The following is a 15,364-nucleotide window of genomic DNA, read 5'->3' as shown; positions in this document are numbered from 1 at the left end:
ATATAGAGTTGAGGGAGAGGGAGGGGCTGACGATAAGGAAGAAGGAAGAGAGCTTAGCTGAATTCCTCCTACCTCAGAGTGAGGGGTAGGAAAGGAGGTAATATGATAGATGTGTGAATTAAAAGTAACTTTGAGGGAAGACGGTAAAGTAGCTGACGTTGCTGAAGATGTGGTGTATGTTAAGCTATCTGAGCGGAATCTGATACTAAGGGATGTCTTGGGCAGATCAAAGATCGTTGAAGACGCTTTAGTCGATGAGCTCGACATATCAAAGGAGAGCCTAACCCTTGTTAAATCGCCCCTGCTAACCAAGGCTGCGAAGTTCCTAAGCCTTTATGACGCAGTGTTATCTTCAGGAAAGTATGATCAGAGCTTAGAAGCGGCTTGGGAGGAGGTCAAAGCAGAAGGCGATAGGTGTATTAGAGAGGCTTGGGCAAGGCTGGGTAATAAACGTTGACGACCTCGATAGCGGTGACGGGAAAAGGAGGGGTTGGTAAGACAACCGTAGCAGCACTACTCATTAAAGTCTTACACGAAGAAACGGGCGAAGTAATCTTAGCGGTGGACGCAGACCCAAACTCGAACCTCCACGAGGCGCTGGGCATCCAAGCTGGTAAGAGCATAGGTGAGATACGTGAAGAAATGCTGAAACTAGGTGACCAGATTCCGCCTGAACAAGGTAGAGCAGACTACCTTGAGGGGCTCATAGAAAGCGCAACCGTTGAAGGGGAGGGCTTCGACTTGATCAGCATGGGTAGGCCAGAAGGACCTGGGTGCTACTGCTACGTCAACCACCTCCTAAGAAAGGTCTTAGACAAGGTTAGTGGGCGATATAAGTTCGTAGTTATAGATGCTGAAGCTGGATTGGAGCACTTCAGTAGAAGAACGACAAGAGATGTGGATATTCTGCTAGTAGTCTCAGATCCAACTGCAAGAGGGTTTATGACCGCTAAGAGGGTTAAGGAACTCGTTGCGGAACTAAACACGAAGTTCGGCAGAATGTATCTGGTAGTCAACCGCGTGCCAGATGGTTTGGCTGATAAGGTGGCTGAGGAAGCGTCTAAGGTTGGGATCGAGTGTATTGCGCTTATACCTGAAGACGATCTTGTTGCAAAGTTCGATCTAGAGGGCAGACCGCTCACAGAGCTCCCTAAAGAATCTAAAGCATACAAAGCTATAGCCTCATTAACAAAGAAGCTCCCGCTTAGAGAAGCAGAGCAGACACTCTGGTGGCAGAAGATTTGAAGGTAGCGGTGGCTGGTAAAGGAGGAGTAGGCAAGACCACGATAAGCGGCGTGTTAGCCAGATCTATGGCGCGCCAAGGATCGAAGGTTCTCGCTATTGACGCAGACCCCGCGATGAACCTTTGGCTATCACTCGGCATACCTAAAGAGGCTCTAGCGAACATCGTACCGCTCTCCGAAAACGATGACCTCATAGAGGAACGAACAGGCGCAAGACCGGGGTCAATAGGAGGAGTCTTCAGCCTTACACCTAAGGTAAGCGATATAGCAGAGAGATATGGCATTAGAGGCCCCGATGGTGTTACCCTCTTAGTCCTTGGGACGGTTAAATCGGCTGGAGGCGGATGTATGTGTCCCGCTAACGCTCTTCTAAAGGCGCTGCTACGCCATCTGCTACTAGACAGGAGGGATGTTGTAGTCTTAGATATGGAGGCGGGCTTAGAGCACCTAGGTAGAGGCGTAGTCAAGGGTGTCGACGCCCTCCTAGCAATCGTTGAGCCGAGCTACCGATCCATCGAAACTGCTGCTAGGGTGAAGAGGCTCGCACAAGATCTTGGTGTGAAGAGGATATATGCGGTTGGGAATAAGATAGGGCGTGCTGAAGAAGAGCTCTTTATCAGAAGAGAGGCCGAGAAGGTGGGGCTTGACCTATTAGCATCAATCCCCTTAGACCAGGCTGTGCCTGAAGCCGAGATGGCAGGACTCTCGCCTATAGATTATGCGCCTCATTCAGAAGCGGTCAAGGCGATCGAAAGGCTAGGTATGCAGCTCAAAGAGATTATGGTTAGCTGAAGAAAGAACCATGCTGAGGGGCAGAGAAGGTGACTTCGTAGAGTTAGATGATGGCTCTATATTTGAAGTCAAGGGGCTAAGCCACCCATCTTACGGCGTAATAGCTTATCCACGCTACATACCAGATGAAAAGGGTGAGAGGGCAAGAGGAGGCAGAAGGTACCATAAGCTTCACACCCTATTGGAGAAAGAGGAGTTTATCAAAAGCCGCTTCCCAGAATACTACACCTTTGACCCCTATTATCAGAGGATGCTTCCCATCATACCTTGGAGCAGAGTACGCAAACACTACACACCTCAATATGCAGTCACCGAACTCTTAGCAGCACATAACTTGGCTGGTCTGAGGTTAAAGGCGCTGCAGTTCGTCAGATACGTAGCCGATATAGCAGATATCCCTTTAGAGAAGCTCGGCATCTCAGGCTCTATAATGCTTGGATTAGAGGGCGAAGACTCTGATATAGATCTCGTAGTCTACGGTTTAAAGGAGACCCAGAAGGTTAAAGCGGCGATACTTAAAGCGATGGCTGAGGGAAAAATCATACGAAGATTCACAGAGAAGCATCTGAAAGACCTCTACCTATCAAGATCCAAAGATACGCAGATGAGCTACAAAGACTTCTTAAAAGTGGAGGAGAGGAAGAGTAATCAAGGTCTCTTTGATGACAAACTTTTCTTCATCAGATACCTTAAAGACTGGAACGAAGTAGATGAAATGTACGGGGAGTACCGGATCAGAAGATTGGGCTACGCAAGGATAGCGGCAGAGGTGCTCGAAGCAAGCCAAGCACACCTTACACCAGCTACATACCTTCTAAAGGATGTTCGCGTGCTTTTAGGGCCGAGTTGGCTCACGGTAGATAGGCTGATCACTTGGCGAGGTAGGTTTGCTGAGCAGGCTTGTGAAGGCGAAGCCGTCGTCGCCCAGGGGTATGTTGAAGAATATTTGCATAAGGGCGGTGTGTTGAGGCAGATGGTTGTGGGGGAGGGGCGTGAAGACACGATTCTACCGACCCTCAACTCCTAAAATATATCCGCTCCTCACAACTCTCAGCATAAGGCCTAATGTGGTTATAGTTCCTCTCGAAAACAAGACTGGGGTTAAGCTTGCGAAGCACATACCTACAAACAGGTTCAGAAACAACCTTGCAAGCTAGCTTTGTGTCAACCCCAAGCCTAAGGGAGAGCTCCAGAATTGGGCAGCGGTTCCGACACCGTGTAACAAGCTCGTGCTCATCTAGCTTTAAAACTTCAACATCACGCCTATCCAACCTAAGAAAGTCTATGTAAAAGAGGTCAAGGATGGCTGGTGTCGTCTCAACCCTTGGGCGCCTCAAACACCAAAACCAAGCATAAAGGGAAAACAGATGCTTGGCTAAGAGCAAAACAAGCCTCTTCAATTAATCTCTAACCATCTGCCTAAGCTAACACCTACCCCGTATTATACTTGTGCAGTAAGTTGTTGGAAGTGTGCTATAGCTGGAGAGATCAGCTGAAGTGTATTTGCTTTTATACTGAGAATACGTGGCGTGGAAAGTCGCTACCAAACCCTAGCTGAGGGAAGATTACCTAAGGTTTTTAAGAATTTCTCTCCGATTGATTATTGCTCGGTTTCGCTAACACTTCTATTTGTGGTATAGAGTAGATCAAGCCCTATTATGAATAGTGAAATTATGTTGAACCCGTTTATTAGGTATCTTCCTGCTGGAATGTACTTCTTTGGTTTCGTGGCGGATAACCGGTATACCTGTAGCAGTGGCATAGATGTTCTAGTGGTCTCTGAGTTGGAGGGGCTTAAGTTGCTTGAGGTGTTTGAGGTGCGTGTGGGGAAGACCTTGGGAGATTGGTTGGTATAGGTGGATGACAAAAGTGGTAAAAATTTTGAGGGTGCAATTACTAGCCTAACTAAAGAGATTTAAAAACATCCAACCAGTACTTTTTGGCTTGGAGTTAAAGTGCAAGCTCTGCCGCACATATTCTGATGAAGAAGATATCTTCTGTCGAGGATGTGGTGTTAGGCTTCTAACCAGCCGAAAGTACGATCTGACTAGGGCTGATTATGCGTACGAAGGGGATTTAGAGAAGCTCGCCTTACTCAAAGAGCTGGCTACACCAGCGGCACTACTCAAAACATTCTACTTAAAGAAAGCCGTATCACTTCACGAGAAAGAGGTTTCCTCCAGAGGCATTCCTGTTGACAGAGATAGTAGGCTCGGCTCTCTGCTTGTTGGGTGTGCAGACAAACTATGCCTGAAGTTTCTGCCGAAGATGTATGTAGACTACGAGCTGAATTTCAACGCTTACTCCTTCGGGTTAGATGATAAACCCTATGTTGTATTAGGCGAAGCTTTGCTTAACGCTCTTGAAGAGCAAGAGTTGGTAGCGCTACTAGGTCATGAGCTTGGGCATATAGGATGTGGGCATATGCTCTACCACACATTAGCGGAATTCGTCCTACAAGGCGTAAGCTTCTCGGCTTCAGTGCTAGGCGTACCATTGTTGGAGGCTCCGCCTAGGCTTGCCCTACTTAGTTGGAGGCGTGAATCTGAGGTTAGTGCTGACAGAGCAAGTCTGCTCGTAACTGGTAGTGTGGATGCTGTCAGATCCCTCTTGCGAAAAGTTGTAGCACTCAACAACAGATCAAGCTTGGTTTACGACGCTTTAAGCGAGCTCGTCAGCTCACACCCACATCCAAGCAGAAGGATTGCGCTCCTGGAGGAGTATTATCGAAGCGCAGAATACGAGAAGGCTAAGCGTAAGATCGAGAAAAGGATGGTTGTGCGTAAAGCCTTGCTTCCGATCTGCAGATTCTGTGGTGCTGAGAAGCCGCCCAGCTCCCTATTCTGCCCAAGATGTGGTAGAAGCCTCGTGTAACACGGTTGGTGAGGTGTTCTGTGTGGTAGGTTATAGTGTGAGGGGCTTTGTAAACTTAGCTGCGTCGCGTAACCTTTGATCTGCTGTGAAGAAGTGTTTTGCCTTAGCTGTTTTAGCTGAATGCTATTTGAGGAGCATGGGCTTGGTAGATGTGGTACTTTCCAATAGGTTTCAGGCACTCGACAAGCATCCTAACTCGTAATGTGTTTTAGCGTTTGTTGATAATCTCTTAACGCTGAAGCAAGGGTTGTTCAAAATATGATGAAGATTAGTGTATCGTTGGAAGAGTTGTTCCTGATATGAAGGGTGGTTGTTGCGGTAAGCCGCTCTTCATACTTCCAGGTTATGATTTTGATTTGGTTCCCCTTAAAAATGACGGTCTTTTTTCGTGGGAGACACCGCCATTTCCTCTTCAAGTAAGAGATGGGATTCTAACTCAGCAGTGGAGTATCAACAAAACATGGCAGTGGGGAAATAAAGAGTTACCAACACTCTTCAATTGTTCGTTGGATTGTCGCTACGACATACGTGAGGATAGGTTAAAAGGTCAGTTGGTTGTGGATGCGTATGATTACTGGTATATGGGATGGAACGAGTCGACTAAGAAACGTGAATGGAAGCTGGTTCATGAGTTCGCTTTAACTTGTGAAGTGGTTAGCGATTATATTGTTCCTAACGCCGAAGGGTTAGTGGTTAAAATCCGTGATATATATCCGCAAAGGGGTATGTGTGCGGTAAAGTATCACGCAGATAAGGAATATGCTGAAAGCATTCCACAGTCATTCAGCGGTATCCTAGGTCCATTCAAGGTGATATGGCTCGGGTACAAACCAACAAGATCAGACGGGTCGTCATACGATGAAGATTGTAAGGGTCAAGTAGAAGATTCTGGGGCAAGATTTGATCAGATAATAGGAGAAGTGGAAATTCGTCCCTGTGATGACCCAGACGGATGGAGGGTTGCAAAACATGATATGATCATCTATAAAGACGACCACATAAAAACAGGTGAAAAATCTTGGGTGGTCATATCCGATCCATGGTCGGTATATACTATGAAAACCGAAAGCGAGATCATAATTAAGTTTAGCTTAACTCTGAAAGAAGAGAATGTTCTGGTAGTCATGTATGGCAACCTAATGGCAAACATAAAAAGAACGATTAAAGAGGGAGCACTTGACATTCAGCTTGGGCAAGCAGTACTCGGTACCAAAGGAACAATCTTCGTTGCGGAGGAAAGAAATGGCATCTCAAGATTAAAGGTCATCGAAGGTGAGGTTGAGTTCAGAAGCAAAACGACCGGAGAAACCCAGCTAGTCAAAGCGGGTGAAGAAATCTACGCCGATAAAAAAGGGTTAGGACCAAAGACCAACTTCAACATTCAAGAAGAGCTGAAGACGTGGGAGATCGTTAAAGGTCAGCAGACAGCACCCCAAGACACAATAATACAATCAGCCAACCAAATAATCCAAACATACCTCCCAATAATCCAATCACCCATCCCAATAATAGGCGTCCTCCTAATTCTAATAATCGCCATCATCGCCCTAAGAAGAAGATCAAAAAGAAAATAGCCCAACAATATCACAAAAATTCAGCTCTCACTTCAGCACCCTAATCAAAAATCCAAGAAAAGTATGTATATGCCCAACCCAGGTATCTCTGGTGGCGGGGGACGTAGTCTAGCAAGGTTCCAAAGAGCCCTGGAGAGGTAGGACGACAGGCTCCAGAGGTCAGCAACTACGGGTTCGCTGACAGCGCTGTGGATGATGTATCCTTTGGAGCTAGGGCGGGGGAACCTGTAGGCCGTGGGTTCAAGTCCCACCGTCCCCACCAAACAATTATCAAAGATCGACAGATTTGATATGGAAGAAAACAACACCACTTCTTGACAACTAGCAGTTGCTGATTTCACGCGCAGATCAAAAGTAGCGAATGAGGCAAGAACGTGAACTTAGAGGCACATAATCGAAGCGATGGGCTAACGCTGAGCCCAGTACAGGAATTTTGAACGAACCTTCTGAAAGATTTTATCTAAGACGAAGCCAATGATCATGATAGCGAGCAGTGCTGAGAATAACTCGGGAGCTTTAAAGAAACGCGCAGAGTAGATCTCAAGGAAACCCAGTCCACCGCCGCCAGCCACCATTTCAAATACGAATGCTATGACGAGCGAGATCGGTAAGGCAACCTGTAGACCGTTAAAGATGAATGGTAAGGCAGCCGGGACTATTACTTTCCACATGATTCTCCTATCATCAGTACCCATCATTTTTGCTGACCAAATTAGAAGACTATTAACACTCCTTGCGCCATTATAGGTGGAGACCGCGATAGGAAAGACGCAACCGAATGTAACAAGGAGAATCTTCGGCTCATTTCCTATCCCAAACCATAGTATAAAAATAGGAACAAGAGTCAAAGGCGGGATGGGTAGACCCAACGCAACGATAGGATCAAAGAACCAATGGGCAAGTCTAATCCTAGCCATACTTAAACCCATCAAAACTCCGATGATGGCTGCTAACGCAAACCCTGCTAAAGCACGGTAGATCGTTAGTAATGAGTGTGGTAGAAGCAGATCGACAGCAATGTTGATAAAAGTGTAAGCTATGGTTGATAGAGGCGGAAGAAAGAAAAATGGTACGATACCGCTTCTGCCAATAATCTCCCAAGCTACGATCACAACGATCAGAGAGTAAAAGGATGTTAAGACATTAAGAACCTTCTTCATTAAAGAGGTCATAACGCCCCCGCCTCCTCATACCATTGAAGAATCCGCCTCATTAAACGCACCGCTATCCGATCAGCGGCAAACGAGAAGACGATAAAGATAAGAATCGCTGCAAACATATAGTCGTAGATTCCTAATCCACCGTACCCGCTGATTAGATTCCCTATACCTGCTTTGGAAGCTACGAGCTCCACACTAATTACCACAATAAATGAGAAGGGTAGGGCAACGCGTATTCCGTTAAAGATATAAGGCATTGTAGCAGGGAAGATAACCTTACGGAATAGACCCCGCTCACGGGTGCCAAGACTCATAGCAGACCATATTAGTACTTGGTCTACGCTTCTAACTCCGTGGTAAGTGTTAACGATCATAGGTAGGAGGCAAGCTAGGAAGATCACAAAAATGGCTGCTTGATCAGTTACACCTAACCACACCATCGTAAGCGGTACTAAAGCAACCTTTGGAATAGGATATGTTAATGTGATGATCGGATCGAAAAAATTCTTGACCTGCTTCTTAACCGCCATTCCGAAACCTAGTATGACGCCAACTAAGATGCCAAGAGCCAATCCTCCAAACGCTCGGTATAGAGATATTAAGAGGTGGCGGATCACAATACCGGAGTAGATAAGGTCTACTGCTGCGCGAAGCACTGATGAGAAAGTAGGTAGTATTTGTGTATTTACTAACCCGATCTGCGTCACAGTCTCCCAGATCGTAAGAATCAATAGTATGGGAATAGCCTTAGATAGGCTAACCAAGAGGTTAACAAACAATGGTGAGCTGCCTGTAGTGTTATCCTTCGCCATTTGCCATACCCGTCAAGGGAGGCCTCGTTATCCTCTTGGGCTGACGACCCCTATGTCTTTACTGGATGGATACCTGAGTAATGCGACTAGGGAGGCAGGTATGAGTTATCGACATACTTACTGACATCTAGCTTCTCTTTTATGAAGCCAATTTCGTAGAGTTTATTGACACCCCACTGCAGGTCTTCCACAACTATGCGGCAGTCTAAGGGTCTATAAACGTCCTTCCCCGGTAGAAGATAGTACGTTGCAAGCATTTCCCTCGGTAGTTTGAAATACTCAGATACCAGATCTAATATCTTTTCTCTATTCTCAGGGGCATATGCGAAACGATGGAGGAGCACGTAGTCCTCAAGGAAAGCCTTCACAGCATCAGGATATTTCTTGAGAAAGTCATTCCTCGCTACAACCATGGTATGTAGGTATGGTCTTTCATACCCTTCGTATGAATCGAATACTTTCTTAAAGGTGTTTGGGTTTTCAAAGATCGCCCTATAGTAGAACGTCGATGGGAATACTCCTACATCGATCTTACGCTCTTTTATAGAAGCAGCCATATTAGGGAACGGTATCTCCACAAATGTTACATCCTTCTCAGGGTCCATCCCGTATTTCTTCAACGCTGTTAGCGCTGTGGCGTGAACTCCTGTTCCGAATGCGTTTATACCCAACTTCTTTCCCTTCAAATCCTTGACCGAGGCGATGGGTGAGTCGATTAGCGTCAGCCAAGTGAAAGAGTAGTAATTAGGATGTGCATCGTAGAAGTCAGTGGCTATGGCAGTAATACCACCTGGAACAGTCTGACCTATAATTGCTGTGGAAAAGGAAATATGCGCTACACCAACAGCTATATCTATTTCACCCGCTGCTAACCCAGTTATGAGCATCGGAGACGCTTGAGCCTTGCCGAACTCCAGCTTATAGCTCTTCCCGTAATTCTTCAGCGCATTCTCCCTAAAATAGGATATTTCTAAGAGTGAAATAAGCTCCTCCACCGGAACAATATACCATACCTTCACAGTCGGTATCTCTTTAGGCGGCGCAGTAGTTGGTGTTGTAGCTGTCACGGTTGTTGTTACGGTTCTGGTTACGGTCGTTGGTGGTGGGGTGATTGTTGTTGTTACGGTTGTTGTGTAGGGCGCTCCTGGCGCTAAGGTTGTTGTGGCGGTAACCGTACGCTCTACCGTTCTCGTGGTTTCTTTAGCTGGTGTAGCTGCTAAGCCAGCATAGTAGCCTCCCACACCAGCAATCACACCAGCAACGATCGCTGATACGGCAACAGTCAGAAAACCTCTTCGGGAAACACGCTGCTCTCCAGCCATACCTAAAAGTTCAAGGGACCTCCTATATTAACATTTCTATTTTCACCAATACCATCTAGTGATATTACCTAGACGGTGAGTGCTAGCGTGCTAAATTTATTGATGTAGCAGAGTTTCTTCTAATCCTTTGTAATATTTTAATACTTCTTCACGAACCTCTAACCACACTTTATTCCTTAGCTTAGTGAACTCCGGCGAAGTTATTACTTCCTCTCTCCCTCTGGACTTATCTACATCAACTTTAACAACATCTTTGATCTTGCCAGGTCTATGTGTCATAATGAAGACCCTTTCCGATAGATACACAGCTTCTTCTACAGAGTGTGTTATGAACAGGATTGTCTTCCTAGTCTCTCTCCATATTCTTAGAAGCTCATCTTGAATTATTTCACGGGTCTGTGCATCGAGGGCTCCGAAGGGTTCATCCATCAGAAGCACCGCTGGTTCATATGCTAAAGTTCTTGCTAAAGCCACACGTTGCTTCATACCCCCAGAGAGTTCTCTTGGGTACTTGTGCTCAAAGCCCTCCAGCCCCATAAATTGAATGTATCTTCTCGCTATCGCATCTATTTCACGCTTGGGCAAACGTTTTTCCTCAAGACCGTACTTGATATTCTCCAAAACGGTCCTCCAAGGGAATAACGCATACTCTTGGAAGACTATACCCCTATCAGGACCGGGCCCTTTGACAGGGGAACCATCAATCAAAACGTCTCCTCTTGTCGGCGGTATGAAGCCCGCTATTATATAGAGCAACGTGCTCTTACCGCAGCCACTTGGTCCAACTACAGATACGAACTCACCATCATCTATCTCAAAGCTCACATCATCTAAGGCGCAGACCGGATTACCTTTTGCTGGATAAAAGACCTTTGTGAGAGACTTGACCTCGATTCTAGCCATTCTGCACCACAGAGGGTTTCACAAAACTCTCTTAATAAACCTTCTTTGATCAGGCTACCCACGCGAACAACTAGGTATATGAGGTTCTTCCTCTTTGTACTAACAGAGCTACTCATCATTTGCTGTATAGTACATAAGCTCTTGGACATTCTTCGGCTTCAATACCAAGCGGTTCCTTCCTATAATTTCCCTAGGCGGATTTGTCACATCCTCCTTCCTCTCGAATACCTTCGGTAATCCAGGAGGCGCATAGGGACCCCTTTGCTGCCACAGCTCCAAAGCCTTCTCAGCGTCGTATTTTATGAGCTGCCGCTTGGGGGTAGGGGGTATGAAGACTACGGCTGGTTTGGTTTGTTCTGGGCTCGGTAGATCCTCAAGCTGCTGAAGAGTGCCGAACTTCTTCTTTAATTCATCCAAAGGACCAAACTCTAGGGCTCTCAAGGAGCAGCTTAGTACACAAATCGGCGCAAGGTTCTGCTCAAGCCTATCTATGCACATGGTGCATTTCTGCGCTTTTTCACCTGGGTCGTCGCTTGCAAAAACTATCGAGCCGTATGGGCAAGCTTCATAGCAAGCCCTCTTGCATTGGTATTTTATAGGGTTGCAGCGCTCCGGGTCTATGAGAACAGCTCCATACTTATCCTCCTTGTATATTGCCCCGCCAGGCACGTATTTTTTGCACTCGTCTATGCACACCGGGTTTTCGCAGTGATAACAGTTTATGGCGAGGTGAAAGAGCTTGATATCTGGGAAGGCACCCTTCTCCCACTCAAAAACTCTCATATACTTCAGCGGACCCGGTGGAAGGTCGTACCATTCTTTGCAGGCTATTGAGCAGGCGTGGCAGCCTGTGCATCGGCTTTGGTCAAAGAGGAATCCGTACTGAGGCATTTCACTTCACTCCTCTACCTTCTCTACTTGGACAAGACCAGTTGCGTGCGCAGGGGTTTGAGGGCTTTTATCGTCAAATAAGAGCATGTTGGGGCAGCCCCCGTGATCTACACCTTTCTCATCTAATTCTATCCACGCGCCGTGCCTTAAAACCACTACACCTGGCATGATTCTCGTAGTCACGTATGCTGGCACCCTTACCTCACCAACGTCGCTGTAGACCCTAACTATGTCCCCGTCCTTTATGCCTCTTACTTTCGCATCGGCTACGTTTATCCAGAGGGCGTGTCTGTAGACATCGCCTCTAAGCCATGGGTTATCCCAGCCTGTTGAGTGTGACCTATATCTACCGTGTGACGAGAGAAGCATCAAAGGGTACTTAGCGACCAAAGGATCCTCCATTCCCCTTACTGCAGGCTGATAAGTTGGTATCGGTGTGAGATCCCTCCAATCGTTTGGAAGAACATCTATAACCAAACCTCTTGCATCGAAATGAAGCTTCCCCCGCTCCTCCTCTTTCTCCAAGATTTCGCTGCAGATTTCTATCTTGCCCGATTTAGTGGGAAACGGTAGACCGAGCTCAAGCTCATTTACGTAACCGTGGCAGGGTTCGTCAAAGTACTCGTCCAGATTTATGGATGGGCACTCTTGCTTAAGAAACTCTTCCCACTCAGGTAAATCAAGTTCCCATCTCTTCATAGTATCCCTAAATCTATTGTAGTAGGCGCCAAGGTACCTTAACCAATCCTTATCCCAGTTTTCATCTGTAGTGTAGTATGTGTTATATCTTCTCCCGAAGCCCAGCTTTTCAGCGAGTTTTGTGTAGATCCACATAAATGGCTTCGCTTCACCCGGAGCCTTCACAACACCTGGGCAGAATGTGTTATGTGAGAAGCCGCCGTAGTCGTTGTTCGCGAAGGTTGGGCACTCGAATGTCTGATCTTGCACAGGCAATATGATGTCAGCATACATCGCTGTTGGTGTCATGTGTGTAGCAAACCAAACGACCATTTCGAGCCTATTCATGGCTTCAATCTGATGTAGAGTTGCGTTGGTGCCAGTAACGAGCGTGTTAACGGTTTGAGCCTGGGGTCCTCCCCCAAAGAGCATCTTCGGGTTCGGGTTTGGAAGATTGGGGTCTGCCCTCCACCCTATGATTCTCCGATACTCTTCTGTGCTCAGTTCTCCACTCTTCACCTTATCAAGCAGTAAAACGGCTTGAGCCCACTTGTTAGAACGATACATCCTCGGTGGATAGTATTTTCTCGGCATCAATCCTAATGGTATTCGCATAGGGAACCATGGTCTAATGTAGGGTGCGTTGCGTGAACGGGGGCCGAAGCCTGAGTACCCCCCTTTACCCCAATAGCCCATTATCGCTTGTAGGGCTGCTGCGGCTCTAGCTGAATTCTCGCCCCTGCTCTTTCTAGCAACGCTCCAGTTCTTGTAGAGGAAGGTTGGTTTAGATTTTGCATACAGGTAAGTGAAGTCTCGTATTGTCTCCGCTGGAACTGCGCAGATCTTTTCAGCCCACTCGGGGGTCTTCGGAACCCCATCACTGACCCCAAGAATATAATCTGCCCATTTCTTGAAGCCCTTTGGTTCTACGAACCTCTCCACAAACTCCTTATCATAGAGATCCTCCTTGATCACAATATACGCTATAGCTAGTAGCATAGCCATATCTGTACCGGGCTTGATGGGTATCCACTGGTCAGCGAGCACAGCAGCGGTGTCGCTGAAGCGCGGATCTATGCAGATGACAGGTGTACCCTTCTTCTCCCTAGCCATCTTAACGTACCAAGCGAATTGGTGAGCCGGACCTATTCTTGTAGTGGTGAGGTCGAGACCCCAAAGGACGATCAGCTTCGAATTAAACAGAACGTCAGCCATATCAAAGGACGGCGCGTATGTCCAGCCGGGGTAGCCTGTCATCAGATGCTCGGCAAGCCTCTCCGCATCCTGTGAACACCAGCCCCAACCTTGAACACCAGCCTCAAACCATCCAAATAGTGGGTCAAGCATGGGATTATCGATATATGGGGTAATGATGGAATAGGGCCCGTACTTCTCCTTACACTCTTTCATCTTCTCAGCAATTATGGTCAGGGCCTCATCCCAGCTGATCCTGATGAACTTCCCTTCTCCTCTTTTACTTCCCGGTGCCCTCATAAGAGGGTAGAGTACACGGTTGGGGCTGTAGAGGTGGCGCCGCCAACCCCAGGCGAAGGGGCAGTGCCTCTGCTGAAGCTTATTCTTCTGTAACTCATCGTCCGTAGCCACAGCATCTTCTCTACCCACGTTTCTATGATATCTGTCATCCGGTTCGATCGCTGTTATCTTACCATCCTTGAGCCTCACCTTCAGTATACAGCCGCTTCCACCGCAGTTGATAGAGCAGCCTGTGTATCGTACGGTCTCATCCTTATGCTTCTCCATCAATTGAAGCTTGATCTGCTCTATTCTCTTGATCTTCTCTTCTTGAGGAAGCTCGGTATCCATAGGCTACACCTCGATCTCAAAGATTTCTTCTGGGGTCTTTTGCAACCTTCTAACCTCCTCCTCTTCCACAAAGTAGTTATCTGCGATCTGCGCATAAGCCTTGTTTACCTTCACCACACAGCCTAGACGGAAGTGCATCATAGGTCTAATCTCCTCATTCACCCCCTTGTATAATATAGGTTTCTCAATGATATCCAAACCCTGCGAATATCCTATAACCTCCTTCTGAAGACTGCAACCTATTTCTTTACCCTTCTGCAAAGCATATTCATAAACCTCACCTACTTTAACACCTGGCCGTAACTTCTCTAGCGCCGCTTGTCTTACGGAAATAGCTTGTTCAAAAGCTTTCTTCAGGTCTTCGGTAGGCCTACCTAGAACAAAAATTCTTGAAATCTCGGTCCAATAGCCGCCTGGGCCAGAGACATATAAGTGTAGTCTGAAAAGATCCCCTCTAGAGAACATTCTATTCTTTAGGTTCAATGAGAGATTGAGAACTTCCTTACTACAGGGCCCGCTGCCTGTGACGATCTTTTCCGTTTCGCTTGCGTTCCTCCTAGCTTCCCCTACAATTTCCGCTATGACCTCATATTCTCTTTTACCAGGTCTGAGGACAGCCTTGCACGCATCCACGGTTTTATCACAGATTCTGGCAGAGCGTTCTATCGCAATCTTTTCATTCAAGCTCTTCGTCATTCTAACTTCATCCACTAGGGATGTGGCATCAACTAAACCAACTCCTTGTAACCGCTCCTTTAGCGTCGTATAGAACCCTGCTGGAGCTCTCGAGACATCTACGATGCCAACACACTTCGGTTCGAGCTCCTTAATCGCGTCGCTAACAATCTGCGCATCTCGCTCCACAGATTCAAAGGGAGAAAGCGCTCTGCTATCTGCAAGACCGTGATGAGCCCTTGCCTCCATGATAGAATCGTCCTCTCTACCTAGAAATAGAAGCTCAGCCTGCAATGGGAACAACAGGTACTCTACCGAGCCCGTGCCGAGGTAGTTTGTGACGTACCTCAGATATCCTCCTAATGAGTGGAATACGAGCACATCTATCTCTTTCTGCGCCATCAGGTCTCTTATACGCTTACGCCTCCTCTCAAGCTCCACATCAGAGATCGCCTGCACCACCCGCAAGGAAATAACAGGGTAATGGGGAGTTGCTGTAACCGCAGCCATCCTAAGCCGATACTAAGCCATCACTTTATAAAGGTTGCCTTATCATTCACCGGAGTAAAGGGTTGGATGTTCGCATATAGCTCTCCTATATGTAACCACATCATC

Annotated in this window: 14 protein-coding genes, 1 tRNA gene and 1 pseudogene; 7 read left to right on the top strand and 9 right to left on the bottom strand. The window is 46.9% G+C overall.

Translation table 11 applies throughout. From position 1 onward, the window contains the following. The first annotated feature begins 109 nt into the window (after positions 1-109). The 4 genes and pseudogenes from HA494_06935 (at position 110) to HA494_06920 (ending at position 3,063) form a co-directional block, all read left to right on the top strand. Positions 110-457 (top strand): annotated as a pseudogene (locus HA494_06935) (CooT family nickel-binding protein). Between the two features lie 8 nt (positions 458-465). Continuing rightward, the gene (locus HA494_06930; protein ID NHV97501.1) at positions 466-1,245 is read left to right on the top strand and encodes an AAA family ATPase; all 780 of its coding nucleotides are present in this window, start codon (positions 466-468) and stop codon (positions 1,243-1,245) included. Further along, positions 1,242-2,036: an AAA family ATPase gene (locus HA494_06925; protein ID NHV97500.1), complete on the top strand. Its 795-nt coding sequence runs from the start codon at positions 1,242-1,244 to the stop codon at positions 2,034-2,036. The genes HA494_06930 and HA494_06925 overlap by 4 nt, the downstream gene beginning before the upstream one ends. Before the next feature lie 10 nt (positions 2,037-2,046). Further along, positions 2,047-3,063 carry a hypothetical protein gene (locus HA494_06920; protein NHV97499.1) on the top strand — a complete coding sequence of 339 codons (1,017 nt, stop codon included), beginning with the start codon at positions 2,047-2,049 and terminating at the stop codon, positions 3,061-3,063. Here HA494_06920 and HA494_06915 read toward each other — a convergent pair. Together HA494_06915 and HA494_06910 are read right to left on the bottom strand one after the other, a co-directional pair. After that, complete coding sequence (locus HA494_06915; protein NHV97498.1) at positions 3,053-3,373, bottom strand: hypothetical protein; 321 nt, start codon at positions 3,371-3,373, stop codon at positions 3,053-3,055. The two genes, HA494_06920 and HA494_06915, sit on opposite strands and share 11 nt — an antisense overlap. 263 nt (positions 3,374-3,636) lie before the next feature. After that, a complete protein-coding gene (locus HA494_06910; protein ID NHV97497.1) occupies positions 3,637-3,798 on the bottom strand; it encodes a hypothetical protein in 162 nt (53 codons plus the stop codon). A 182-nt stretch (positions 3,799-3,980) separates the two neighbouring features. Between HA494_06910 and HA494_06905 the strand changes: the two genes are divergently transcribed. The 3 genes from HA494_06905 (at position 3,981) to HA494_06895 (ending at position 6,746) form a co-directional block, all read left to right on the top strand. Further along, complete coding sequence (locus tag HA494_06905) at positions 3,981-4,910, top strand: M48 family metalloprotease (protein NHV97496.1); 930 nt, start codon at positions 3,981-3,983, stop codon at positions 4,908-4,910. A 506-nt stretch (positions 4,911-5,416) separates the two neighbouring features. Then, entirely contained in the window at positions 5,417-6,484 is a 1,068-nt protein-coding gene (locus tag HA494_06900; GenBank protein NHV97495.1) for a FecR domain-containing protein, read from the top strand. Positions 6,485-6,581: 97 nt separating this feature from the next. Continuing rightward, positions 6,582-6,746: transfer RNA gene (locus HA494_06895), tRNA-Trp, on the top strand. A gap of 145 nt (positions 6,747-6,891) precedes the next feature. Here HA494_06895 and HA494_06890 read toward each other — a convergent pair. The 7 genes from HA494_06890 to HA494_06860 all read right to left on the bottom strand — a co-directional run bounded on the left by HA494_06890 (position 6,892) and on the right by HA494_06860 (position 15,259). Then, complete coding sequence (locus HA494_06890; GenBank protein NHV97494.1) at positions 6,892-7,656, bottom strand: ABC transporter permease; 765 nt, start codon at positions 7,654-7,656, stop codon at positions 6,892-6,894. After that, the gene (locus tag HA494_06885) at positions 7,653-8,408 is read right to left on the bottom strand and encodes an ABC transporter permease (GenBank protein NHV97493.1); all 756 of its coding nucleotides are present in this window, start codon (positions 8,406-8,408) and stop codon (positions 7,653-7,655) included. The genes HA494_06890 and HA494_06885 overlap by 4 nt, the downstream gene beginning before the upstream one ends. Positions 8,409-8,542: 134 nt before the next feature. Next, on the bottom strand, positions 8,543-9,778 hold the full coding sequence (locus HA494_06880) for an ABC transporter substrate-binding protein (protein ID NHV97492.1): 1,236 nt from the start codon (positions 9,776-9,778) through the stop codon (positions 8,543-8,545). A gap of 96 nt (positions 9,779-9,874) precedes the next feature. Further along, positions 9,875-10,681 (bottom strand): ABC transporter ATP-binding protein, encoded by an 807-nt coding sequence (locus tag HA494_06875; GenBank protein NHV97491.1) that lies wholly within the window; start codon positions 10,679-10,681, stop codon positions 9,875-9,877. Positions 10,682-10,789: 108 nt separating this feature from the next. Continuing rightward, positions 10,790-11,572 carry a 4Fe-4S dicluster domain-containing protein gene (locus HA494_06870; GenBank protein ID NHV97490.1) on the bottom strand — a complete coding sequence of 261 codons (783 nt, stop codon included), beginning with the start codon at positions 11,570-11,572 and terminating at the stop codon, positions 10,790-10,792. A 6-nt stretch (positions 11,573-11,578) separates the two neighbouring features. Continuing rightward, on the bottom strand, positions 11,579-14,074 hold the full coding sequence (locus HA494_06865; GenBank protein NHV97489.1) for a molybdopterin-dependent oxidoreductase: 2,496 nt from the start codon (positions 14,072-14,074) through the stop codon (positions 11,579-11,581). Between the two features lie 3 nt (positions 14,075-14,077). Further along, positions 14,078-15,259 carry an aminopeptidase P family protein gene (locus HA494_06860; protein ID NHV97488.1) on the bottom strand — a complete coding sequence of 394 codons (1,182 nt, stop codon included), beginning with the start codon at positions 15,257-15,259 and terminating at the stop codon, positions 14,078-14,080. Positions 15,260-15,364: the final 105 nt, after the last annotated feature.

This window comes from Nitrososphaerota archaeon (assembly GCA_011605775.1).
Classification (GTDB): Archaea; Thermoproteota; Nitrososphaeria; order Nitrososphaerales; family JAAOZN01; genus JAAOZN01.
The sequence above is the reverse complement of the archived record's forward strand: the minus strand, read 5'-3'. Positions and strand labels throughout refer to the sequence as shown.